Below are 23,899 nucleotides of genomic sequence, written 5' to 3'. Positions count from 1 at the left end.
AAAAATGTAGATTCAGGAGATTTAATCAGGAGATTTAAAATGAGAAACGGGATTTTTGTTCTTTTATTCTGCGCCAGTATTTTTGTATTTTTTCAAACCAAACAGGCCTCAGCTGCTCATTCCGGTAAGGAACATGGGGATTGGATTTATAGAACTGATAGCTCTAATTACCCACGCGATCGCCAACAGGCTTATAGAGAAGAGGATCATTCTCTCTTACGGAATGCATTTCACCGCCTTTTCCATCGTGAACGGCAACAAATCGTCGAACCGCCCTACTTGGGAGCTCCGGATTGGCCTGTTCGGACCAAAGAAAAAAGAGGCTCAGGGCAAAATTGCCCTTAGCGGGTCAAGGTCAGGCGATTTGATGCGTCCGTTTGGAGGTAGGTATCAATGGCTTCAGCCATTTTCCTGCCTTCAGCGATAGCCCAAACGATCAGCGATTGTCCACGGCGAACATCACCGGCCGCAAAAATGTGGGGGATCGATGTTTGATAGTTTTTGTTTGTGATGGGGCGGTTTTGGGCATCAAGTTGAATGCCTATTTTATCTAGGATTCCTTGTCGCCGAGGACCGCTAAATCCGATCGCAATTAAAACCAAGTCAGCTTTGAGTTCTGAACTCAAAGCGTTTATTTCCGTGCCACTTCCATCTGTTTTCGCGTCCATGATTCGCAGTCCAGAGACTTGAGCCTTGTCATTGCCGAGAAACTCCTGAGTGAGAATTGACCACTGTCTTTCTCCGCCTTCCTCGTGAGCGTGTGAAACTCTCATTTTCATCGGCCACTGAGGCCAAGGGGTTCCATTGCTCCGCAAAAGTGGGGGGCGAGGTTGCACTTCTAGTTGAAGAACGCTCTTTGCTCCCTGACGTATTGCAGTCCCAACGCAATCTGACCCGGTATCTCCCCCGCCAATGACGATCACGTTTTTATTCAATGCAGAAATCATTCTATCGGGGGACAGTTTATCTCCGGAGTTGAGGATATTTTGCTGAACTAAGAATTCCATTGCGAAATGAATTCCACCGAGAGCCCGACCTGGTAAGTCCAGATCTCGTGGCTGTTCTGCTCCCATAGTCAGACCAATGACATCAAATTCAGAGGCGAGTTGATCAATTGAAATATCCTTATCAATTTCAATTCCACATCGAAAATTGATTCCCTCGGATTCCAACTGATGGATTCTCAAGTCCAGTCCTGATTTTTCATATTTGAAATTGGGAATACCATAGCGAAGAAGTCCGCCTGGTTTGGGGGATTTCTCAAAAATGCTGACCTTATATCCGAGGCGGTTGAGTTGTTGGCCGGCAGTCAAGCCCGCAGGGCCTGATCCGATCAGGGCAATGCTTTGAGCAAGGCGCTTTTTGGGTGGTAGAGGTTTGATCCAGTTTTTTGCCAGTGCCAAATCGGCAAGAGTTTGTTCGATGGCCCGAATCGCGACAGGCTCACCGTCTTTCCCTGCAACGCATGATGTTTCGCAGGGAGCGGGGCAGAGGCGTCCCGTTATCTCCGGAAAATTATTTGTCTCCTCCAGAGCCTGCCACGCAGAAAATGTGTCTCCCGCGTGAAATTTATTATTCCATTCAGGAATCAAGTTTTCGAGAGGACAACCGTGGTGGCTCATGCAAAACGGAACACCGCAGTCCATGCATCGGCCTGCCTGTTTTTGAACGCCATCAGATGGAGGTTTGACTTCCACCTCTTTCCAATCTTTTTTTCGCTCCTCCACCGGTCGATAGGTATGGCCCCTTCTCGGATACTTGAGAAAACCGCGAATATCACCCATGTTGAACCTCAGGCGGCTGTTTGCTTATGTCAAGTTTTGGAGTTGTGCTCGAATATTTTTTTTGAGGCATAGTTTCCCCGCGCCAAGTGACCGCAAAAAAGAGAGGCAGATTGATTTCCCAGTTTTCTAAGATTTCAAGAGCTCGGCGGCTGTTCGTAAAGGAATAGTGCTTTTCTATCATCTGCCTTAGAATCTGCTCTTGTTTGTCATTGTGAAGCGGCAAAGCTGTAACCATTTCTGGATTTATATTGTCCAAGAGTGTTTTACTTTGATCCCAGACAAAAATCTGTCCACCCGACACTCCTGCGGCAAAGTTTCGTCCCACAGGACCTAAAATGACGACAGTTCCGCCCGTCATGTATTCACAGCCATGATCTCCCACTCCCTCAATGACAGCGGTGGCGCCACTGTTTCGTACGGCAAAACGCTCTCCCGCAAGACCATAAGCATAAAACTCACCAGATGTGGCTCCGTAGAGTGATGTATTGCCAACTATGATGGATTCAGACGGCAAGAGAGGGCTGTTCGCTGGTGGGAAGATGGCAATTTTTCCACCACAAAGTCCCTTTCCCGCGTAATCGTTGGCTTCACCTTCGATTTGTATGGAAACTCCTGGAATGAGGAAGGCCCCCAAACTCTGTCCGGCGGAGCCCTTCAGCAAAAGGCAAATGCTATCTGCGCTCAGGCCTGAAGCTCCGTACTTTTCAACCAAATGGCCAGAAAGTAGCGTTCCTATACAAAGATTGGTATTTTTAATATTCATGCGAATGGAGATGGGTTCATTTTGTTCAAGAGATTTTTCAGTCAGCGAAATGAGTTCGCGATCCAACACCTTATCGGGATGCGCCACACGCGAATTGGTCCGTTTAGGAAAAGAATGGACGGTTTGACTTCGATGCAAGAGAGCCGAGAGGTCCAAAGTTTTTATCTTCCAATTCTGATGATTTTGGTCCCAATCGAGGCGATCGACTCGTCCGCGCATTTCTTTGAGACTTCGAAATCCCATCTTAGCCATGATTTGCCGAACTTCCTCGGCCACAAAAAAGAAATATCGGATCAAATACTCTGAGGAGCCCTTAAATCGTTCGCGCAAAATCGGATCTTGAGTGGCAATTCCGACGGGGCAAGTATTGAGATGACATTTTCTCATCATCAAGCAACCCTGAGTAATGAGGGGTGCTGTTGAAAAGCCGAACTCGTCAGCACCCAAGATGCAGGCGATCGCGATATCGCGGCCTGTTCTCATTTGGCCATCTGATTCAAGTCGAACTTTGTCCCTCATTCCGTTGAGAACCAGCGTTTGGTGGGTCTCGGCCAAACCCATCTCCCAGGGAGCTCCAACATGCTTTATCGATGAGAGTGGAGCTGCGCCCGTTCCTCCGGTATCACCACTAATGAGAATCTTATCGGCGTAGGCTTTTGCAACTCCGGCTGCGACTGTTCCGACTCCAGCTTGAGAGACGAGTTTTACTGATATTGCAGCTTTGGGATTCAAATTTCGCAAATCAAAGATGAGCTGCTTGAGATCTTCAATCGAATAAATATCGTGGTGGGGAGGTGGAGAGATCAAAGGCACTCCTGGCGTGGCGTGCCGCAGCCGAGCGATCGTCCGATCGACCTTGTCGCCAGGAAGCTGGCCTCCTTCTCCCGGTTTTGCTCCTTGGGCCATTTTGATTTGTATCTCTTGGGCACTCCGCAAATAAGCTGCCGTGACTCCAAATCTTCCAGAAGCAACTTGCTTGATGGCCGAATTTAAATTCTCAGTTTGACCTGAAGACTGATAGCGAAGGGGATCTTCGCCTCCTTCGCCAGAATTGCTCTTGGCTCCAAGCCGATTCATTGTTTTGGCTAGCGTTTGATGAACTTCTTCACTGAGCGCTCCAAGCGACATCGCGCCCGTAGTGAAACACTTGACGATGCTCGAAGCCGATTCGACTTTACTGAGGGACAAAGGTGTTGGAACAAAACGCAGGCGGAGGAGATTTCTCAGATTGGTAGGTTGCTTAGATTCTTCATTCAGAAGTTCTGAATACTTCCTAAATGCTGTTTTGCTATCAGTGCGAACAGCAACTTGCAAATTTTCTATTACTTCAGGTCGCCAACTGTGTTGTTCTCCCTTGGGTCTATAATGAATGTCGTTTCCAGCGGGAATAGAATTGAAACGGGCGCCATAGGCAAGATCGTGCCGACGCTTGCTTTCTTCCTGAATTTCACGCAAGCCTAATCCATCCAGCCGAGAAAGAGATCCTGAAAAATGGATGTCTACAACACGGCGACTGATCCCGAGGATCTCAAAAATCTGAGCACCTTTATAGGACTGAGCTGTCGAGATGCCCATTCTTGAAAATATCTTGAGGAGTCCAGTATCAATTGCATGGCGATATCGACCCAAGGCTTGATGCCAATCTCTTGAATCTGAATCTAGCTGGAGCTCTCGGCGAAGAGTTTCATAAACTAAATAGGGAACTATGCCACTGGCCCCGTAACCTAGCAGGCAAGCTACGTGATGAACGGTTCGAGGTTCTGCACTCTCTATTAAAAGATCAATTTGCGAGCGCGCCTTTTGACGAATCAGGTGCTGGTGGACGGCACTTACTGCGAGTAGACTTGGAATTGGCAAATGCTGAGCATCAAGTCCCCGGTCACTGAGAACAAGACAAGTGACGCCGTCAGCAACCATTTTATCCACTTTTTGGATCAAGTCATCGAGAGCATGAGTTAAACTTTCTTTATCTTGTGCTTTATAAAGTAGGGAAAGGCGATGGACCTTCCAATCTGAATGTTCCCAGCGCAGAAGGCTCTCGAGTTCGTCCTGACTCAGGAGAGGACTGGGACACTTGACTCTGATTCTTGTAGCAACGCCTTCTGATAAAAGAGAAGGCAGTGGTCCTATCCATGACAAGAGAGACATCACCTGATTTTCACGAATAGGGTCAATCGGTGGATTTGTGACTTGCGCAAATGATTGGCGAAAATAATTAAAGAGCAATTGAGGTTGCTCAGAGAGGATGGCAAGGGGAGTGTCATTTCCCATTGAGGAGACAACTTCCTTTCCATCTCGAGTCATAGGCAAAATAACGGATTCGATTTCCTCTCTGGTGTAGCCAAAGGCAGCTTGGAGTCTGGTGAATTCATCGACTTCAAATTGGCTCTCGTCCTCAGTGTCGTGTTTCGCAGGTCTGTTGGTGGCCTTGCCTGGCTTATGATCGAACGTCGTGATTTCTTTCAATCGCACAGCGCTCCGTTTGAGCCAGTCGCCATAGGGAGCCATCTGAGCGAGTTCTGTTCTAATCTCTCGATCATTGAATATCTTTTGTTTGTCGGTGTCCACAATAAGAATCTGTCCAGGGGCGACTCGACCTTTATAAGAAATTTGATCTTCGTCCTCACGAACAGCTCCCGCTTCGGAGGAGAGAATCACTCGTCCATCCTTTGTTCTGAAATACCGCAAAGGTCGGAGACCGTTACGATCAAGTTTGGCACCGATCTGTCGACCATTGGTAAAACAGACAGCGGCAGGACCGTCCCAGGGCTCCATCAGCATAGAGTGATGCCGGTAGAAGTCATACTCCTGTGGTGACAATTGTTGACGGTTTTCCCAGGGATCAGGAATTAACATCAGGCCAGCGTGGGCGAGACTTCGTCCATTTTGGTAAAGAAGTTCTAGAGTACGATCCAGGCTTGCCGAATCGCTTTCAGATGGGTGGAGGAGAGGCAGCGTTTGAGCATGACTTTCGCCAAGCAATGAACTCGTGAACCGACCTTCACGGGCTCTCATCCACTTTCGGTTGCCTTTGAGAGTGTTGATTTCTCCGTTGTGGCAAAGATGGCGAAAGGGTTGAGCGAGCGACCAAGAAGGAAAGGTGTTTGTGCTGAATCGCGAGTGCACCAAAGCGAGGGAGGAGCAAAATAAGGGACTTTTTAGATCAAGAAAAAATTGATCGAGTTGGCTCGGTTTGAGCATTCCTTTGTATATAAGAGTGTTGGCGGACAAAGACAGGACGTAGGCGCTTTGGGAGGGATGAAGGCATGCCTCTTCGACCATTTTTTCAATTCGTCTTCTGATTAGGTAAAGTTGTCTCTCAAAGGTTTCGGAGGGACCGGGACCATGGGGGTGAGTGACAAAAAATTGCCTGATCCTGGGTTGGAACGACCGCGCTAAGGGGCCAATTGTTTCTCCGTCAACAGGGACAGAACGCCATCCGAGAAAATTGAATCCGGCTTCAGCGACGGCTTGTTTAACAATATTTCGAACGGTTCTTCTTTCAAAATCATCTCTTGGGAGAAACATCATTCCCACGCCGTAGTGCCCAGGCGCAGGCAAGTGAATTCCGATTCCATGAGTGACAGAGACGAGAAAGTCGTGAGGTATTTGGCAGAGAATTCCAGCTCCATCGCCCGACTTTTCATCAGCACCTTCGGCCCCTCGGTGTTCAAGATTCTTAAGTAGCTCAAGAGCCTGATGAACAATTGCCGAAGATTTCTGGCCATTGATTTGCGCGATAAATCCTACGCCACAAGATCCTTTCTCTAGACTCGGATCATAGAGACCCTGCTGTTTGGGCATTCCATGGTTCCTCAATTTACCAGCTCCTTGAATGATGGTTAAAGGGGAGTTCTTGTCTTTTCATTTTGCTGTCGTTTTATACTAGCGTCTGGAGAACCTGGGAGTCCCTATCCCTCAATTGTTTGAAATCCCGCAGTTCCTGCCGTATTTTCTTGTTCCGAAGAATTGCTTATCGCAAAGATCTGGAGATTCCACAAGAGTCAAATTTGCAGTTCCCCCGATTTAGAATTTCCTCTAACAGTGAATATCTTGTGCGAGCGAATTTTCTCTTTAATTAATTTGTATTGCTGGGTTGACGAGTTTTTTAATTTTGAATAATGGTTTCTGACAGGGATCTTGAATCTAGAAAATATCAATTACTTGTCTGAGTATTCCAATCGGATGATACGAGGGGGCTTACAATGCCAATCCAAGAGATCAACGCCGGCGATACGGCATGGTTGCTAACTGCATCGGGTTTGGTTCTTCTGATGACTCCGGGACTTGCCTTTTTCTACGGTGGAATGGTCAAGAAAAAAAATCTTATATCCACCATGTTCCAAAGTTTCGTTTCAATGGGTTTAGTTAGCGTCCTTTGGGTCGTTGTGGGCTTCAGTCTTGCATTTGGGGAAAGCCTAGGAGGGGTGATCGGAAACCCGCTCACTTACCTTGGGCTCCGAAATGTGGGAGTGCATCCCAATCCCACATTTGCGGCGACAATTCCTTTTGCCTTATTTGTTCTGTTCCAGATGAAATTTGCGATAATCACCCCGGCTCTTATTACGGGAGCCTTCGCCGAGAGAGTTCGGTTTAAGTCCTATCTCATTTTCTGCGTCTTCTTCAGTTTGTTTATTTATACTCCGCTCGCTCACTGGGCCTGGCATCCCGAGGGCTTCTTGCGAAAATGGGGTGTTTTAGATTTTGCAGGTGGAACGGTTGTACATATTTCAGCTGGAATTGCGGCTTTGGTGGCCGCTCTGATGATGAGGGGACGGCAAGATAGAACCCATGCGCCTTCAAATATTCCATTTGTGCTTTTGGGAACGGGGATGCTTTGGTTTGGATGGTTTGGTTTTAATGCGGGTTCTGCCCTGGCAGCCAACGGACAAGCTGTTCAGGCGTTTTTGACAACAAATACGGCCTCTGCGACAGCGATGTTAGTTTGGGTTCTTCTTGATTGGAAATTAAAGAAAAAACCAAGCTGTCTTGGTGCCTGCGTTGGCGCTGTTGTCGGATTGGTGGCGATAACTCCAGCAGCTGGCTATGTTTCGTTCGGAGCAAGTCTCTTTATTGGGGCCGTTGCATCGGCGATTAGCTATTCAGTGGTGATTTGGCGGGCAAAGAAAGGAATCGATGACACCTTGGATGTTTTTCCCTGTCATGGAGTGGGCGGAATCGTAGGAATGTTGCTCACGGCAGTTTTTGCTGAGGAAGGCGGGCTAATTTATGGTAGCTCCGTTCTTTTGTTAAAACATATGGCAGCACTGTCTCTTGTTGTGGTGTTCGTAGTGGTAATGACTTGGATTGGACTGAAATTGGTTCGGTTAATAGAGAAGCTCGAAGTCTCAGTTGATGGGGAGGAACTTGGTTTGGATCTTCATCAGCACAATGAACAACTTGCTCATTAGAAGAGATGCAAGCTGCGCGTTTTCTTCCTAACTATTTTGACATGATTTATCTGCGGCGGAGCTGACCCTCAACCTAAGCCTCAAGCTTCGCCGCTTTTTTTAATTCTCTTCTCTTTTTCCGTGGCCTTGAGGTTTAGCAACCCAGGCAGGAACCCATCAGTGAATTTTGATTTGTTTGGCCTTCGACGCCTCTATTTTGGGAACCGTGATAGTTAAAACACCATCGGCATACTGGGCATCGACTCGGCTCTCATCTACAAGGTTTGGTAAACTAAACGAACGCATAAAATACCCAGAACAAGACTCAGACAGGAGATACCTAGCCTCCTTCTCGTCCCGGCGAACACTTCTCTCGCCGCTCACGGTAAGTCTATTGTTTTCCATTTCAATTTTCACGTCTTCCCTTTTTATGCCCGGGATATCAAAATTAATAACATACTCCTTGCCTGTATCCTTAAAATCGCAGGCTGGAGAGAAATCGAAGGAGCCAACTTCTTCTGGCCAAAACGATGACGTCTGAAAAACTCGATCCATCTCATTTTCCATTTCTAGCAGGGCCTTCATAGCAGTTGGAACTCGTCGGCGGAGCCTTTCTGGTAAATTGGCAAGCGGATTTTTCATATCTGTATCTCCTCCTGTGCGTATTGCACACATGTTGTTGTGAATCACATGAGGTGGTCAGAGCAAATCGCGGGCCACCTTGAAATCGCTTCTAGAGCTCTCAGGCAGATGAAATGAGGATTCGCCGAGCCATTATTTCTCACTGACTTTGGCGATTCGTCTCGAATTCAATTCTTGAGGCGAATTTTCCTTGAAACTCAAAGCAGATCTGTGACATCTTCCGATCAACGAAAGGTCCAGTTATTTGTGCGGCTGTTAGTTTGTGTGATTTCATTTTCGTCTCTATTTTTGGTACAAGATTCTTTTGCTTCATGCGGAGATGTCCTCGCTAGCCGACTTTCAAATAAGGAAATGGCAATTCCGTGGTTTTGTAATGGCTGGAAGTCGGCGATATGCCGCTGAGTTTCCGTCCGAAGCTTTCTCCATGTTCCGTGGAGTCGAATATCGTGAAATCAATCCCATCTCATTGCCAGAATCAAACGCACTTTACATTGCGTCTGGACCCGACATTTTTCGCCCAATGGTCGACTTTCCGGGCGCGGAAAACTATCATTTGCTCGATCTTTTGAACGGCGGTTGGGGCCAAGGTTACCTTCATGTTTTGTATTCTATTAAACATCGTTTAGAAAGGCTGGCATCTTCATTTACAATTGAGGATATCGGGTTCGTTAAAGACCAACTTGAATTTCGGGCCGAGGACTTCCTGCAGATTTCTGGCGCAGATTGGTTGAAAAATTCTGAGACCCGTATCACTGGTCGTTCGCCAATGATCATTCGAGCAGAGTTTCGCGTGCCAGGAATCAAAAGTGTTATCGTTAAACGTATTTTTTTACACCGGGCCGACCGCTCCTCGATCCAGCACATGCAGGCAATATTGAGCGAGCACTTAATGGGAGGCCCTCTGCTCGGCGTTTTAGAAGCCGGTATTGTGGGAGTTCCAGACGCGAAAAATTTGAACGCGATTCTTGATCAGCTAGAACCCAATGCCTGGTATTTTCACGAGATGAGAGAGGACGAGTTTAACAGAGTTGGTATTCAAAATCTGTCTACAGAGATCAATCAGTATCTTAGCCGAGAGGACCTTGATCTTGAGGCGACCCTGCCATATGAAATTAAACCTGGTGACAAATGTTTACAAGTTGCGCTCCGTATTCGCCGCCGTCCTTGACTAAAATAAACTGGCCCGCAAGCCTTCGGTGAATTTGTTGTATCCAAGACTCGCGGAGCTGGCTGAACTAAATCTCAGGAATTCAGGATCGAGTTCGGCTTGGTGCAGCGCTCACAACGTGAGCGCTGCTGCCGGACGCATGTTTGAAGATCCTGGACTCCTGAGATTTAGTTCAGCCAGGTGCCCCGGAGTTTAGAACAACAATCATGCGGGCCAGCTGGCATTTTTCAAAACTTTCTCTGGGTCCATTTCCTTGTTGCATCTGAAGTCATCAGTGCACTAGAGATGTGAGAGATCAATTGGGATTCTTCAGTTTTTAATTGGTTCAGACCATCGAACGGGGGTGAAGCTTGGCTCAATTTGTTATTTTTCGTCGAATCGACGAGCTGTTGACGATGAGTGGAGTCTCAGAAAAGAAGGGGCGCCGCCCCACAACGAAGGATCTTGGTATCATTTCGGATGGGGCGATTGTGGTTGAAGCGGGTGAAATTCGTTGGGCGGGTCCCGAACGACAGCTATCCAGTCACGTGATTAAGAGTCTAACTGGAAAGGCAAGCCTGGAGGAGGTGGATTGCAGTGGTCTCAGTGTTCTACCGGCTTTTGTCGAGGCACACACGCACAGTGTTTTTGCGGGAAGCCGAGCGGATGAGTTTGAGCAACGCGTACAGGGCGCGACGTATCAAGAAATCTCTCAGAGAGGCGGGGGGATTTTGTCCACGGTTCATCACACTCGGATTGCGGATGAGAGAGAGCTCATGGAATTATTGAAGCCACGAGTGGATGCCTTCCTCCGTCAAGGGGTTGGAACCTTGGAGATCAAGAGCGGATATGGGCTTGATTTGGAAACTGAACTTAAAATGCTTGGTGTCGCTGGCAAAGTCAAAGGCCCTCGTGTGGTCAGAACATTCCTTGGGCCTCATGCTCTTCCCGAGGATGCTCTTGGTCGTGATGAATATTTGGACGAAGTGATCGAATCAATGCTTCCTGCGGTCATGAAGGGCAAACTCGCTGAGCGAGCGGATATTTTTATTGAGAAAGGGTTCTTTAGCCTTGAGCAGGGCAGACGGTATCTGGAGGCAGCCAAAGAATTGGGTTTTGGCCTGACGGGCCACATGGATCAGCTTCAGCGCCTAGGGGGTGGGGTTTTAGGAGCTGAATTGGCAGCACAATCAGTGGATCATTTGGTCCATATATCGCCTGAAGATGTGATTCAGCTTTCGAAATCTGAAACCGTTTGTGTATTGCTGCCCACAGCTGATTTTTATTTGCGCATGCCCTATCCGCCTGCACGGGACCTGCTGGATGCCGGAGCGAGAGTAGCGCTAGCGACTGATTTTAATCCTGGAAGTTCGCCAAGCTGGGACTTGGCTTTGGTCGGGGTGCTTGCACGCGTAGAGATGCGGATGACTTTGGCCGAAGTCTTGGCGGCTTACACGGTAAATGCAGCGGCAGCTTTGGGGTTAGGCAATGTCTGCGGATCAATTGAAGCCGAAAAATCTGCTGATCTCATACTGATAGACGGGCGTTGGCAAGACCTATTTATGCAGGTAGGTCACCTTCCTGTGGTCGAATCCTGGGTAAAGGGAAAAAGAATCTTCAATTCCAGATGATAATTGAGAAAAAAGCTTAAAATATCTTAAATAAGTTTTGCTTTTGAGAAGTATCCTTGAATAGTCTTGGGGTACTTTCAGCGTTATTCATTATTATTCAATGGATGGAAAAAATGATGAACGAATCAGTGACCAGTTTGACTCAGTCCAATTTTTATTCGCCGGCCTTTAATGCTGCGATTTTTGATGGTCCCATTCGTCTTTATTTTGCGCAATACCAAGAGGCCGTCGCATTGAAAATCTATTTTCGGATGCAAAATGAGCTCAAGGAAGGTTATCAGAGAGCGAGGGAGCTGCATCGACAGATGGGAAAACATCTGTTTGTCATGCTCTATCCATCTTCAGAGGCATTTGATCTCTCTTTTCCTGAGAGTGCCCCTTGCACAGTTTGTCGCAGTCGTCTGGGCGATGATGATGTTGTAGGAATTCGTGGTCTTATTCCCGATGAGGAATTCGAGAAGATCTATGATGAAATATCCGATATCTTTGATACTTGGAGGATATTTGCACCTGTGGGTCCCACTCTGACTGTCTAGATCGCAATGTCTCTGAATCTAGTTGACTTTTATCCAAAAAAGACGCAGGGGTTTAAGGGTAAGTTCCATGGCGAATCCTTTGAATGCCGTAAAATTCGGTGTTTGAGAGTCAAAACACGGAGTATATAAATGAAATCCAAATTGACGTTAGCAAGAAAATTGTCGGTAGTTTCCCTTATTTTTTGGGTGGGTGGTTCACCTTCTTTTGCGCACGCAGAAGAGCTAGGGAAAGTCAGCTATGATTTTCATTGGGTAACTCCCAATGACAAGATTGCAGTTGAGATTGTAGATGATCCAGAAATAAAAGGTATCAGTTGCTATGTCAGCAGGCCCCAGGCCGGTGGTTTTGAAGGTACTGTTGGTGTTGCTGATAATCAGTCGGATGCATCTATTTCTTGCGTTCAAGTGGGACCGGTCAACCTTTCGGAAGCGAATAAATTGGGCGGATCTGAGAGGATCTTCTCTGAGCGAAGGTCGCTGGTATTTAAGGAAATGTATGTCGAGCGATTTATTGATTTCAAAAGGCAAACCGTGGTCTACATGGTCTATACAAAAAGGGTTACCGAGGGATCGCCTCGCAGTTCTCTTTCTGCAGTTAGAATCAAGCCATGGTCCAAACGATAAACTGCAAACGATATATGATAGCCGGCGTCTATGGTGTTTTAAGGTCGTCGGCGGGGTCTTCTCCAATCACTTGAATGATCTGGTACCATTTTGAGATGAGAAATCCAGGCCGATCCGCGTTGCGGCTGACCATGAACGACGTGATAAGAAGTGCGACGGAAACCACGATGACCATCAAGAGGATGTACTCCACTAAGATTTGGCCACGGCTGTTTTGAACTGCGCCTGTCATTGTTGCTTATCGGATGAACTGTCTCAATCTTGAATGGTTTAAACTGGCCCGCAAGCTCTTGGGAGCTTGAAACAACGATCAAGCGGGCCAGTTCAAATGAAAATAGACTTTCGTTTGGCAAGTTCATTGTTGATGGCTTTCTGCATGCGTTCCTGGATATCAAGGCAAATATCATGGACGAGTTCTCTGTCGTCGGCAGCTTCTGCCTTGTAAGGGAGGTAGATTGGTTCTAAAAATCTAATTTTCCATTTTGCTGGGAGAGGAATCAAATTCAAGGGTAGGGGAAGAACGAGGCTATGTAGGGCCTTCGGTAAGCGCAAGCGTGAGAGATTAATGTGAGTTTCTTCGGCCCCAATCACAACGACAGGTATGATTGGCGCTTTCGTCAGAAGGGCCATTCTTACAAAACCTCGCTTGAATTCTTGCAGTCGGTAGGCCTTGCTTGTTGGTTTAAAGTTTCCATACTCGCCTTCAGGAAAAAGAACGACGAGCTGGTTCTTGAGTAAGCACCGAATGCCATTGGTTGCCGTTGCTTCAATAAATCCAAGCTTGTTTGCTGGGATGGCTGTGCTTTTGGTGAGAAACCACAAATGGTGGGTTAAAACTCTCGGTGTTCGGCCCGAACTTCTCCGGATTTCATTCGCAAGAATAAGGGCATCTACTCCGGCATAACCAGAATGATTGGGGCAGATGATAGCCCTCCCATCGCGGGGGACATTTTCGCCCCCTTCAACTTTGAGACGGAAATACTTCCCCAAGAGATCAAGGAATATTCGAGGAATTACGCGGTACAATAATGCTTCGTGATGGAAATTCTTAATTCTGAAAAGGGGTAATTGAATTTTCGTGTTATCTTTAGATGATTTTTTCATAGAGACTACCTATGTTGGAGAGGGAGTGGAGTTCTCATATGTCAACACAGTACATTTTGTCCATCGATCAAGGAACAACCGGCACAACTGTAAGTATTATAGGTCAAGACGGTAAATGTCTTGCAAAAACCAACGAGGAATTTGAGCAGATTTATCCGCGCCCGGGTTGGGTTGAGCACAATCCCGAGGCTATATGGCTTTCAGTGATTTCAAGTATTCGCAAAACCTTAGAATTGGCCAAAATTTCAGGACAGCAAATAGCAGGAATTGGAATAACCAATCAACGAGAGACGGCGGTGATCTGGGATCGAAAAACTCAGAGACCAATTTATAATGCCATTGTCTGGCAATGTCGCAGGACCACTTTGTTTTGCGAAAAACTTAAGAAAAAGGGGAAAGCCAAGCTCATTCAAAACAAAACAGGCTTGGTTGTTGATCCCTATTTTTCAGGATCAAAATTTCGCTGGATTTTAGATGAAGTCGGTCAGGCTCGGAAGCGCGCAAGTCTGGGCCAGCTTGCAGGCGGGACGATTGATACATTTCTCTTATGGCGTCTCACTTCTGGACAATCCCATTGCACAGATGTTTCCAATGCTTCGCGGACTCAATTGATGAATATTCACAAAGGAAGTTGGGATTCCGAATTGCTGAAACTTTTCTCTATTCCTGACGCGATTTTGCCTCAAATCTCGCCGTCGTCAGGAATTTTTGGCTACACAAAAAATTGTCCCGGACTTCCTGATGGGATTCCGATCTCGGGAATTGCCGGAGACCAACAAGCAGCCTTATTTGGCCAAACCTGTTTTGCTCCCGGCGAAGCCAAGTGCACCTTTGGCACTGGCAGTTTTCTTTTGATGAACACTGGAGACAAAGCAATCAAGTCAAAATCTGGAATTTTGACGACGGTCGCCTGGCAGTTAAAGGGCCAGAAGAAGCTGACCTATGCTCTTGAGGGTGGGGCGTTTATTTGCGGAGCAGCGGTGCAGTGGTTGAGAGACGGTCTTGAGTTTATTGAGAATAGTCGTGAGGTTGAAGTTTTGGCGAGCCAAGTGGAAAATTCAGATGGAGTTGAGTTTGTCCCTGCCTTGACGGGGCTTGGCGCGCCCTACTGGGATCCTCGTGCAAGAGGTCTGATTTCGGGTCTTACTCGTGGAACAAAGCGAGCACATTTGGCTCGAGCAACTCTGGAATCAATGGCCCTTCAAAATGTCGATATTTTGTTAGCAATGGAGAAGGATCTTGGTCGTCGCCTCAAAGGCCTTCGGGTTGATGGGGGAGCGAGCGCCAATGACCTTCTCATGCAATTGCAGGCAGATTATTTGGGTAGCGTAATATTACGTCCCAGCCTCATTGAGACAACTGCGGCTGGCGCTGCTTTTTTGGCCGGTCTGGGAGTTGGTTTTTGGAATGATTTGAATGAAATAAAGGCGGCTTGGAAAGCGGATCAGGAATTTACTCCCAGGCTCACCAAGAGGCAAAGGTCCACGCGGTTGTCTCATTGGCATGAGGCCGTTGGTCGTGCCATGTACCATTCAGAATGTTGATATTTAACTGAGATTTGTCGCCCATGGGTCTCTGATCAAATTTCTCGATTTGAATAGCTAAAAGCCATGTTCAAAGCTTCCGATGTATCTTCGAGACCCTACCCAATTGGAGTGCTTAGAATTGCCAGAATTTGATTCACAGGACTATTATCCGATATTGGCGTCATCGATCCGTCCAGGACAAGTGATTCCGTTTGACTGCTTTATCTTGCTAGAACGTGTGAATCGGATTGTTCGGTGGGTCAATGGGAACGAGATTTTTCCTGACTCAAAATATGCTCTTCTAGAGGGGCGTTCGATACAGAAAGTATTCGTTCTTAAGTCTGATAAGCAAAGCTACTTTGCTTACCTTGACGATTTTCTCAAGTCTTCAGACGGACGTCGGATTTTGGATTTGATAAAATCACAGGGAAAAGCGGATATAGATGGAATTCCGGATCCTGAGGAATTCAGTTTAACAGCGCTTCAATCGGAGATTTCAACTGAACCAAAGGCAAATGCCCTAAGCCCCCTTGAACAGGATCAAGAAGATCTGATCCAGTTTTTAAAGGGCAAGGTGAATGATATTGAGGAGAATCTTACAAGACTCAATCAGGTCCCGGAGGAGGACCTCTTGGTTATCGGAGACGTCACTTTGCGAATTTCAGATGAACTCATCAAAATTTCTTCTGAATCTCTCGTTCAGGATGAGTTCGAAAAGCGCATTAAGGGCGTGACTCAAGTGATAGATGACGGACTGGTTCGAATTTCTGGCGTCAGTAAGAAACACAGTGAGTTTGATGGTCTGAGTCGAATGATTGAGAAAATCAGTTCCGAAGTACATCAACTCGAAGAATTGGACAGAAATGGCATTTCCAGTTCTGAGGCGACTTTACTTTTAAAGAGGCAGGCGGCTCGAATAAAGCCATTTTCAACGAATCTATCATCATCTCTGGCTTCTCAGCTATTGGGCATGGCAATTGAGGGAGCAGAAAATCACTTGGGCCAGGCCATTCCTTTAAAATCCAATGTCGGAAAATATGAAGAATTGCCCACCTACCTTCGAGAAATGTTGACGTTAAAGGAGCTGATGCGAAGTAACAGCAGTGATGTAAAGCATTTTCAACATCAAATTCTTAAGCAAGGCTTAATAATTAAAGATTTGAAAGCCAAAAGTGGTGCCGTTCGATCTGTCTATCGAAGTCTAAGAGATAAGTGGTTTCTTTTCTATCTTCAAGCAAAAAAGAGTCTTGACCCTGCTGGAGTGCTGGCTGCCAATGACTTAGACGATGAAATAAAAAAAATTGAAAAGGCCAACGAGGGCCTCTTTGAAAACTCGACTTCATTGTTTAGCAATTATAAGTCTGTGAGCCGTTCTGTCGTTGACGATCAGGTTCAGCTAAATCCAAATTTACTTTTCAATTCAGAAGATTCCAATCAAAATGAAAGAAAGGAAGAATTGTCCAACGGAATTCAATTCACGGAATCAGACTCTGTTGCTGATGAGAACGCAGAAAATTTCAAGCAAATCGAATCAGAAAATCAAATCTTGAAGGTCCAGAATGAAAATCTATTGTCCCTCGTTGAATCAATGACTAAAAAAGGAGAGGAATTGGAGCTCATCTTGAGTCGAACAAGAGAGTACACTGAGAATTTGGAAACTGCTAACAGTGAAAATCACAAAACAATTGAGAGTCTTGAAGAGCGAGTAAATTCTCTTCTTCAGTCCCAGATTGGTTTTGATTCTATGATTGAGGATATGCATCGCAATTCCAAACTCGCCAAGTTAGGAGAAGAGGTAGGTAAGGAACGAGTTGCCGATTTAGGTAATCAGCTAGACTTGGCAAACATCGAGAATGATGCCCTCAGAAGAGGAACGGGGAATGAAGCGGTAGTTAGGGTTCGGGAGGAACAGTTTAATTCTCTCCTGCAAAAATATGAAAATAAGCAAAACGAATTATCGGAAGTTAAAAAGACAATTATCAATCTCAATTCGAAAATAGTTGAGGCAAAGACCGAGACGAAGCGTTTGATACAAAATATGGATAGGCTTGTGAAGGACAAAGACCAGCGAGAGAAACAAATGAGAACGGTCGCGATCAAGTTTGAAATGAATTGTAATCTGTTGAAGCAATCCCAGTCTTCTGTTGGAAAGCTGACCCAGCTCACTGACAGTCTTCGGCAGGAGCGTCAAGCCTATATACGAAAAACGAATGAGGCTTTAAATAAATACAAAATAATGACTGAACGAGCCAGTCTTCTCGATCGACAGGTCACGGCGGGAGAGCAGTCAGCAGACGACTTACAACACAAGCTAAGTAAAGTTCAGGAGAGAGAGAGAAACCTGAGAAAAGAGTCACAAGAGTGGCGAACCAAATGTGTTGAAGCACAAAAGGAAATTAAGAGCCTCGAGAAGACCTTGGCTGAATTTAAGAAAACTGCCTAGTTGTTTGTGAAGGCACAGATTTACCAATGTTCTGATTGATTCAAAATGATATTCGAAATGGAATCTCTAGTTAAGTGAATCTGGATGATTTATAAAATAGGCAAATATCTGTTCTATTGTGGGGCAAACCAACTCCTTCTGTTCTATTTCAACTATTTCTAGGCGACAATTGATTAAAGGTCTTCGGACGAAAATGGGATTTAGGAGTGGCAGTTCCAAATGACTAATAAAAAAATCATTCAGAGGTTTTTGAGTTTTATTCTTTTAACAGCTCCAATATTATTTTTATATAATAATTGCGGCGATGTCGGTTCAGTTGAGAAGAAAAAAACAAGCGATTCAAATCAGCCAGGAAATGGGGCCGGCGTTCAGAACGAAGCACAGCTGAGTGGAGAGTTGAGCTTTATTTCGGATTTTGGTCGTGTCTCTGGATGGGCAGTCGACAATCAAGATAAATTGGCGACTCTCACAGTCGAATTTTTTGTGAACGGACCCAAGAATCAGGGAGGAGAGTTGGCCGGGACCACGGTTGCGAATGCCGTTGGTGGAGGCCAGAACAATGGTCACTTCTTTGTGTTTGAGTTGCCTCCCCAATTTAAGACGGGGGAGGTTGCTGAACTTTACGTTTACGGAGTCCGCCCAGGTCGGCAAGTTACCTTGGCTTCGGCGCGCAGGTTTGCGGCATACGTGCCGAAGGCCGCTGGACAAGCTTATTATGAATCAACTATCAAACCAATGTTGTTGAGCCGGTGCACGAGTTGCCATGGCGTTGACTACATGTCTCAATATTATCCTCTGGCCAATCCAACTCCTTTTAAGGGCGGCACTCGATTGAGCAATGAGCTAATAAACAAAGCGAGTGGCCGAGGTCATGGAGGGGGAAACCGTTGCGGTTCAGGAGTCAATTCAAGTCCATGCGCTGAGTTTCAAATGTGGTGGGATTTAGAGTTTCAGTGAGATGAAAAGACCCAAATTTGATGGACGATCAAAATCAGCTCAATATGAGTTCACATGAAATGAATTGACTATGCGATCGTATCGCACAATTCTTTTCATTATAAGCTTGTAGGCTAGCCTAGCTAAAAAGTGACGGAGAGGTTTTTTCTGGGGCGACTTCATTTCTTTTATTTTGCGCTCATTTCTATGGCCTTTGTGTTTGGCTACTATTTGGGGAGTTACGGCAATCATCGGGACAGAATTGGTCGGCCCTCATCTTTAGAGGCCGAAACGGAGGCATCTTTAGTTCAAGAGAAAATGCGGGCATTGAGCCGAGTGACAGACCAATTTGTCAAATTTAGCGAAAGCGATATCAGTGATTATTTGAAACTGAAAAGTGAGAAAGATCGCTATTACAAGGCCGAGGAAATCCTTGGCAAAATCATGCTTCTTTTCCTGGTGGACTTGGGAATCAAGACTTCAGGGGAGCAGATGGTCTTTGCCCAGTCGGTGAGCCAGGGTCGAAAGAGGAAGGATATGGTAGCGCCAGTTGATTTGATCGAATCTGATGAGGTAGCTCCAAATTCTTTGGAATCCACTTCTTTTCAGTCTGCGAACCAATTGAAATCATCATCAGAAGCCAAATCGATTTTGGAGGCTGAAAAACAGCTGAATGAGCTACGCTCTGAAAGTGAGATTGAGACCTTTTTGAAATCTGTTAGCTTAGGCAATTTGTTTGATTCTCTTAAGAACGCCCATGAAATTGATTCTGAGCAAATTCGGGAATTGCGAGGAACTTTTTCGGGAGAATTGGTTTTTGATTCTCCTGGACAGGAAAAATGGGACGTAAGATTGGTTTTTTCAGGCAGGAAAGAAAGTGGCACTTTGGTGGGAAAATCGAAAGTTGAGCTGGCAAAGAACGGAAAGATATTCTCAAGTTCGCGCAGCAACGGAAACCTGAGTAATTTAAAATCCCTGCCTAACGGCCAACGTGGTGTCTTGATTGAGATCCTTGGGGGTGAAGGTTTTTTTCAACTCTATTCGGTTCCTCAACTTCAAAAACTCATTGGGCTGTATTATCGAAGAGAGAATCCTGGCAGCTATCGTAGGGCCGGAAGTCTTATTCTCTTTCGTCATTGATAATGCTGGGTATGATCCCTGAAAGAGTCGGTGAGCAGAAGCTCAGTTGTCGAAAAGCAATTTTGGGTCAACTTTTTCGCTAGATCCTTTTTTGCTGGCCGCTTGGGTGCGCTTGCCAATGACTCTTTCTAGATCTCGGATGTGTTTGACGAACTTAAAAGTGGTCAACGGATCTTTTTTTTCTTTTATTTGCTGGGCGAGATGTTTGCGGTTTGACTCTGGCAAGACAAAAGTCATGAAACCTAGCTTAAGTGCCTCACGGATTCGTTCTTCCGGCAGACTGGCCGCTCTGATCTCTCCAGTGAGGCCAATCTCACCAAAAAAACAAGTGCGCGGATCCAGCTCCTGTTGACCCATCGACGAGATCAGACTTGCCGCAACCGCAAGATCGGCAGCGGGCTCAGTGAGTCTGAGGCCTCCCACGATATTAACGAAGACATCATTTTGATGAAGGTGAGAGTTCAAATGTTTATCTAGGACTGCCACAAGAAGATGGATTCTTGCTAAGTCAAAACCAATAGAAGTTCGGCGGGGCATGGCCATCGGTGAATAGGAAGCCAGCGCCTGGACTTCGCACAGGAGAGGGCGACTGCCCTCCATCGCAGTAAACACACTCGAGCCAATGAGGTCGGCGCCGCGCTCTTCTAGAAATAATTCGGAAGGGTTGGTCACCTCTGTCATACCTTGGCTCGCCATCTGAAAAACGCCCAATTCATTTGTGGCTCCAAAGCGATTTTTAAGGGCACGCAGCAAACGAAATTGGTGGCTGTTGTCGCCTTCAAACGACAATACAGTGTCAACCATGTGTTCCAAGGTTTTGGGACCCGCAATATTTCCCTCTTTAGTCACGTGGCCAATGATGAGGACAGCCACATTTGAACTCTTCGCCAAACTCATCAATTGACTTGCGCACTCTCGCACTTGAGAAACAGATCCTGGCGCGGACGGAATGTCGGCGAGGTAGACGGTCTGAATCGAATCGACCACAAGAACATCGGGCTGAAGGGATCGGGCGAGTGCGATGATGTGTTCAAGTCTGCTCTCACTTGCGATGGCCACTTTTTCTGACTGAATACCGAGCCGACGAGCGCGCAGAGCTGTTTGTGGGACGCTCTCTTCGCCTGATACATAAAGAATCTGGCTGCCCTCGTTGGCTAGTCCTCCTGCCATTTGCAGGAGCAAAGTACTTTTTCCAATTCCAGGATCTCCACCCAACAAAGTGTAACTTCCTGAGACGAGCCCACCCCCAAGGACGCGGTCGAGCTCGCCGATTCCGGTAGATTGGCGTTTTGCCTGTCCTTCGTCGAAGGTTTCATTGAGGCGATAGGCCCGAAGTCCCGAGGCGGAAGAGTCTGATTCACTATTTCCGATTGTCCAGCCTCGACCCGATGCCTTGCCTAAGGGAGCAATGATTTTTTCTTCGACGAGTGAATTCCAGGCCCCACATTCATTGCAGCGTCCTTCCCATTTTTGGCGTTGTGCTCCGCACTCCTGACAGACGAATAGGGATTTGTTCTTAGCCACGATTGAACTCCAGATTTCTAATTCGCCTGTACCCCTACCATCCGCTGGGACGGCGTACAAAATTTAAAGTCTCTTTTTTTTATTTGTCTCTTCGATTTGGTCTCTCGAGTAGCGCATCGCACAAAATGACCAGGTGCAAATAATTTGAGGGTCCAGGTTTACATGCTGACTAAGTCTAATAAAATAAGGGATGGGCTGTCTCTTGCGGCTCTTTTACGGGAGGAATTCTTGCGCCATTGGATCGGCTCAGTTGTTGTTCTCACGCTTCTGGTATTTGTTGTCATTCCCTCTTCAGGACAGCAGAATTTATTCGCCAAGGTCAGAACTCTGGTTGAAGAAAAGAACTATTCGGGTGCGGAGAAGGCTCTCACGCAAATGAAAGGCCCTTTGTCACCTGCGGATATTGCCCTGAGTTTTTTTGTTCGTGGGGTGTTGTCATTTGAGCTTCAGAAATACAATGAAGCCCAGAGCCATCTAGAAAAGGCACTCGCTATTCCCAGTCCCATCGAGTACTATGTGCGGTATTTTTTGGGCCTCTCTTTTCAGGCAAAGCGTGAATTCAAGGAAGCCCAGCGAGAATATGATCGCCTCTTGAAACTTCGTCCTCCCAGTCAATTGGCCTATGAGACAAAATTTAAAATAAGTGAAATGCTAATTGATCAAGGGAAGTGGAGCAAGGCTCTTCCTGAGTTGGCTTATTTAGAACGGCGTTGGCGATCTTCAGAGGCCTATCCCGAAATTTTGTGGCGCCTGGTGAAGGTTGAGATGCAGAACGGGCGAAAGTGGAGAGCTTGTGCTTGGGCTCGACGGCTCTATAGCAAATACCCGCAACATGGGCTCATCGATGACTGGGGAATCGACTTAGCCTCGTCACCATTTGATGGGAAGAAGCTCGGATGCCTTTCGACGCAGGCAGATCAGCAGAAGCGAATTCGTCGTTTGCAGTGGGCCGGAAAGTCAGACAGAGCTCGATCTGAGCTTGAAACATTGAAGAAACGGGCCACGGGTGAAGCTACTCACTATGCAGTCGATATGGCTTTGGCCAATTTCTTAGTAAATGATGGCTATGTCGACGAAGCTTTGAAACTTCTGATCAAATATTACGAAAAATACCATAAGAACTTTGCGTATCTGATGCAGCTAGGGAGGGCTGCAGCCAGAGCTGGAGAATATCAAACTGCGGTCGGGGCCTTCTATCGAGCTCATGAATCAAGTCCAAAATCTCGATCGGGACGTGAGGCGCTCTATCAAGCTGCATTTTTGAGTTATCAGTTTCAAGACTATGATGGAGCTTCTCGTAAGTTTGAGCAATTTTTGAAAGAATATCCGCGGTCTGGATTGAGTCGGGATTCTCAGTGGCACATGAGCTGGATTCGTTATCTTAAGGGAGATTATCTTGGAGCTCTGAATGGTTTTGATCGAATCTTAAATGAAAAAAAGAATCGTCAAACCCGTCGCTATTGGAACAAAATTGCCATTGAAAGAATTAATTATTGGAAGGCCATGGCGCTTTTGCGCATGAATAAGTACACCGAGGCCAGGAGTCTTTTTGAGGCGCTAGCCAAAGATCCGATGTGGGACTATTACACACTTACTGCCAAGTATCGCTTAGAGAGTATTTCGAATCTCGAGACAGTTCGGAAAGTGGCAGAAGGATCTTCATCTAATTATTTGGGAATTATGCCAGATGGGGATGGACTTGTTTCTCTCAAAGAAGAACTCGACGTCAATGGAGAAATCATCGGAAAGCGAGAAGAAGAGGGAGTTCAGGAGGCAGAATCCGAAGAAAGCTTGAACACGACCATGGACGGTGTCTCAAGTGAAGAAGAAGAGGTTGCGGACGTTGCAGCTACAGAAGAAGGAACCAGTTCGCCGGATGAGGAGAAACCAGTTGTCGCTACCAACTTTCGCGATCCCGAATTGCGTTTGAGATTTGAAAGGGCCACCCTACTTATTCAGGTAGGGCTGGGTGAATGGGCTCGATGGGAGCTATTTGAAATAGAACGTCGGACCCGGAATCAAGATTACCTCAAAATGTTAATGGCTTCATATGAGCAGATAAGATCTTACCATCGGTCGTCATACATCAGTATCGTTAATTTCTCCAATATTCGTTCTCAGCGTGGAATCGAAGGCAGTCGCTATTTGTGGGAGTATGCCTATCCCAGAGCCTACAAAGATTCTGTCGAAAAATACGCGATCTCTTTTAATGTGCCAAGTGAATTCATTTGGGGAATTATGCGCACCGAAAGCTCCTTTCGCTTCGATGTTGTTTCGCCGGTGGGAGCAAAGGGCCTTATGCAGCTCATGCCCAATACCGCCAAACAGGTGGCTCGCCTTATCGGTGATGAGACCTTTAATGAGCGACGGCTAAGTGATCCAGACCTGAACTTGCGATTAGGGACAAAATATTTGCAACGACTGCTCAGTAAATTTGGAGGTTCAGTACCTCTTGCTGCCGCAAGCTACAATGCGGGTCCTCATCGCGTCGAAGGTTGGCTTGCCAATTTTGGAAAGCTTGAAATGGATGAGTTTATTGAGCATATACCGTTTATTGAGACGCGAAATTATGTCAAAAAGGTCGTTCGGGACTTTGGAATCTATGAAAGTCTTTATGCCAAGGCCACAACGAAACTAACCTGGCTGGTTCAGCCAATCAAGGTGGAGGTGACCAGGCCCTCCCAAAGAGAAACCTGGGAAACTCTCTAG

Annotated in this window: 18 protein-coding genes; 12 read left to right on the top strand and 6 right to left on the bottom strand. The window is 46.4% G+C overall.

The annotated features are described in order from the left end of the window. Nucleotides 1-39: 39 nt before the first annotated feature. Nucleotides 40-345: a hypothetical protein gene (locus tag IPL83_10330; protein ID MBK9039545.1), complete on the top strand. Its 306-nt coding sequence runs from the start codon at nt 40-42 to the stop codon at nt 343-345. Here IPL83_10330 and IPL83_10325 read toward each other — a convergent pair. Both IPL83_10325 and gltB read right to left on the bottom strand, forming a co-directional pair. Continuing rightward, nucleotides 342-1,784 carry a glutamate synthase subunit beta gene (locus IPL83_10325; protein ID MBK9039544.1) on the bottom strand — a complete coding sequence of 481 codons (1,443 nt, stop codon included), beginning with the start codon at nt 1,782-1,784 and terminating at the stop codon, nt 342-344. The genes IPL83_10330 and IPL83_10325 overlap by 4 nt on opposite strands. Then, on the bottom strand, nt 1,777-6,351 hold the full coding sequence (gene gltB, locus IPL83_10320; GenBank protein MBK9039543.1) for a glutamate synthase large subunit: 4,575 nt from the start codon (nt 6,349-6,351) through the stop codon (nt 1,777-1,779). The genes IPL83_10325 and gltB overlap by 8 nt, the downstream gene beginning before the upstream one ends. Nucleotides 6,352-6,752: 401 nt before the next feature. Between gltB and IPL83_10315 the strand changes: the two genes are divergently transcribed. Next, on the top strand, nt 6,753-7,958 hold the full coding sequence (locus IPL83_10315; protein MBK9039542.1) for an ammonium transporter: 1,206 nt from the start codon (nt 6,753-6,755) through the stop codon (nt 7,956-7,958). Nucleotides 7,959-8,114: 156 nt separating this feature from the next. On the opposite strand, the gene IPL83_10310 is transcribed toward IPL83_10315, so the two are convergent. Continuing rightward, nucleotides 8,115-8,579: an Hsp20/alpha crystallin family protein gene (locus IPL83_10310; protein MBK9039541.1), complete on the bottom strand. Its 465-nt coding sequence runs from the start codon at nt 8,577-8,579 to the stop codon at nt 8,115-8,117. Nucleotides 8,580-8,952: 373 nt separating this feature from the next. On the opposite strand from IPL83_10310, the gene IPL83_10305 reads away from it, so the two are divergent. The 5 genes from IPL83_10305 (at nt 8,953) to IPL83_10285 (ending at nt 12,517) form a co-directional block, all read left to right on the top strand. Further along, the gene (locus tag IPL83_10305) at nt 8,953-9,747 is read left to right on the top strand and encodes a hypothetical protein (protein MBK9039540.1); all 795 of its coding nucleotides are present in this window, start codon (nt 8,953-8,955) and stop codon (nt 9,745-9,747) included. Between the two features lie 37 nt (nt 9,748-9,784). Then, nucleotides 9,785-9,943, top strand: a complete 159-nt coding sequence (locus IPL83_10300; protein ID MBK9039539.1) for a hypothetical protein — start codon at nt 9,785-9,787, stop codon at nt 9,941-9,943. A gap of 199 nt (nt 9,944-10,142) precedes the next feature. Beyond that, the gene (locus IPL83_10295) at nt 10,143-11,357 is read left to right on the top strand and encodes an imidazolonepropionase (GenBank protein ID MBK9039538.1); all 1,215 of its coding nucleotides are present in this window, start codon (nt 10,143-10,145) and stop codon (nt 11,355-11,357) included. Nucleotides 11,358-11,470: 113 nt separating this feature from the next. Beyond that, nucleotides 11,471-11,893, top strand: coding sequence for a hypothetical protein (locus tag IPL83_10290; protein ID MBK9039537.1), 423 nt, complete (start codon nt 11,471-11,473; stop codon nt 11,891-11,893). A 129-nt stretch (nt 11,894-12,022) separates the two neighbouring features. Further along, nucleotides 12,023-12,517: a CreA family protein gene (locus IPL83_10285; protein MBK9039536.1), complete on the top strand. Its 495-nt coding sequence runs from the start codon at nt 12,023-12,025 to the stop codon at nt 12,515-12,517. A gap of 28 nt (nt 12,518-12,545) precedes the next feature. Here IPL83_10285 and IPL83_10280 read toward each other — a convergent pair whose 3' ends face one another. Together IPL83_10280 and IPL83_10275 are read right to left on the bottom strand one after the other, a co-directional pair. Then, on the bottom strand, nt 12,546-12,695 hold the full coding sequence (locus IPL83_10280; GenBank protein ID MBK9039535.1) for a hypothetical protein: 150 nt from the start codon (nt 12,693-12,695) through the stop codon (nt 12,546-12,548). Between the two features lie 146 nt (nt 12,696-12,841). Further along, complete coding sequence (locus IPL83_10275; GenBank protein MBK9039534.1) at nt 12,842-13,621, bottom strand: acyltransferase family protein; 780 nt, start codon at nt 13,619-13,621, stop codon at nt 12,842-12,844. A 38-nt stretch (nt 13,622-13,659) separates the two neighbouring features. Here IPL83_10275 and glpK point away from each other — a divergent pair, with 38 nt between their 5' ends. The 4 genes from glpK (at nt 13,660) to IPL83_10255 (ending at nt 19,666) form a co-directional block, all read left to right on the top strand. After that, complete coding sequence (glpK, locus tag IPL83_10270) at nt 13,660-15,165, top strand: glycerol kinase GlpK (protein ID MBK9039533.1); 1,506 nt, start codon at nt 13,660-13,662, stop codon at nt 15,163-15,165. Between the two features lie 121 nt (nt 15,166-15,286). Further along, on the top strand, nt 15,287-17,590 hold the full coding sequence (locus IPL83_10265) for a hypothetical protein (GenBank protein ID MBK9039532.1): 2,304 nt from the start codon (nt 15,287-15,289) through the stop codon (nt 17,588-17,590). Nucleotides 17,591-17,809: 219 nt separating this feature from the next. Continuing rightward, nucleotides 17,810-18,547, top strand: a complete 738-nt coding sequence (locus IPL83_10260; GenBank protein ID MBK9039531.1) for a hypothetical protein — start codon at nt 17,810-17,812, stop codon at nt 18,545-18,547. 129 nt (nt 18,548-18,676) lie between these two features. Beyond that, nucleotides 18,677-19,666: a hypothetical protein gene (locus IPL83_10255; GenBank protein MBK9039530.1), complete on the top strand. Its 990-nt coding sequence runs from the start codon at nt 18,677-18,679 to the stop codon at nt 19,664-19,666. A 42-nt stretch (nt 19,667-19,708) separates the two neighbouring features. On the opposite strand, the gene radA is transcribed toward IPL83_10255, so the two are convergent. Further along, complete coding sequence (gene radA, locus IPL83_10250) at nt 19,709-21,190, bottom strand: DNA repair protein RadA (GenBank protein MBK9039529.1); 1,482 nt, start codon at nt 21,188-21,190, stop codon at nt 19,709-19,711. A 162-nt stretch (nt 21,191-21,352) separates the two neighbouring features. On the opposite strand from radA, the gene IPL83_10245 reads away from it, so the two are divergent. Then, nucleotides 21,353-23,899, top strand: a complete 2,547-nt coding sequence (locus IPL83_10245) for a transglycosylase SLT domain-containing protein (GenBank protein MBK9039528.1) — start codon at nt 21,353-21,355, stop codon at nt 23,897-23,899.

It is taken from the genome of Bdellovibrionales bacterium, from assembly GCA_016716765.1.
Lineage (GTDB): Bacteria > Bdellovibrionota > Bdellovibrionia > Bdellovibrionales > UBA1609 > JADJVA01.
The sequence above is the reverse complement of the archived record's forward strand: the minus strand, read 5'-3'. Positions and strand labels throughout refer to the sequence as shown.

Excerpts from the sequence above, each read along its gene's own strand:
- glpK (MBK9039533.1), top strand. The coding sequence starts at position 13,660 with ATGTCAACACAGTACATTTTGTCCATCGATCAAGGAACAACCGGCACA.
- IPL83_10245 (MBK9039528.1), top strand. The coding sequence starts at position 21,353 with ATGCTGACTAAGTCTAATAAAATAAGGGATGGGCTGTCTCTTGCGGCT.
- IPL83_10295 (MBK9039538.1), top strand. The coding sequence starts at position 10,143 with ATGAGTGGAGTCTCAGAAAAGAAGGGGCGCCGCCCCACAACGAAGGAT.
- IPL83_10275 (MBK9039534.1), bottom strand. The coding sequence starts at position 13,621 with ATGAAAAAATCATCTAAAGATAACACGAAAATTCAATTACCCCTTTTC.
- IPL83_10260 (MBK9039531.1), top strand. The coding sequence starts at position 17,810 with ATGACTAATAAAAAAATCATTCAGAGGTTTTTGAGTTTTATTCTTTTA.
- IPL83_10290 (MBK9039537.1), top strand. The coding sequence starts at position 11,471 with ATGATGAACGAATCAGTGACCAGTTTGACTCAGTCCAATTTTTATTCG.
- IPL83_10325 (MBK9039544.1), bottom strand. The coding sequence starts at position 1,784 with ATGGGTGATATTCGCGGTTTTCTCAAGTATCCGAGAAGGGGCCATACC.
- IPL83_10285 (MBK9039536.1), top strand. The coding sequence starts at position 12,023 with ATGAAATCCAAATTGACGTTAGCAAGAAAATTGTCGGTAGTTTCCCTT.
- IPL83_10310 (MBK9039541.1), bottom strand. The coding sequence starts at position 8,579 with ATGAAAAATCCGCTTGCCAATTTACCAGAAAGGCTCCGCCGACGAGTT.
- IPL83_10305 (MBK9039540.1), top strand. The coding sequence starts at position 8,953 with ATGGCTGGAAGTCGGCGATATGCCGCTGAGTTTCCGTCCGAAGCTTTC.
- gltB (MBK9039543.1), bottom strand. The coding sequence starts at position 6,351 with ATGCCCAAACAGCAGGGTCTCTATGATCCGAGTCTAGAGAAAGGATCT.
- IPL83_10330 (MBK9039545.1), top strand. The coding sequence starts at position 40 with ATGAGAAACGGGATTTTTGTTCTTTTATTCTGCGCCAGTATTTTTGTA.
- IPL83_10315 (MBK9039542.1), top strand. The coding sequence starts at position 6,753 with ATGCCAATCCAAGAGATCAACGCCGGCGATACGGCATGGTTGCTAACT.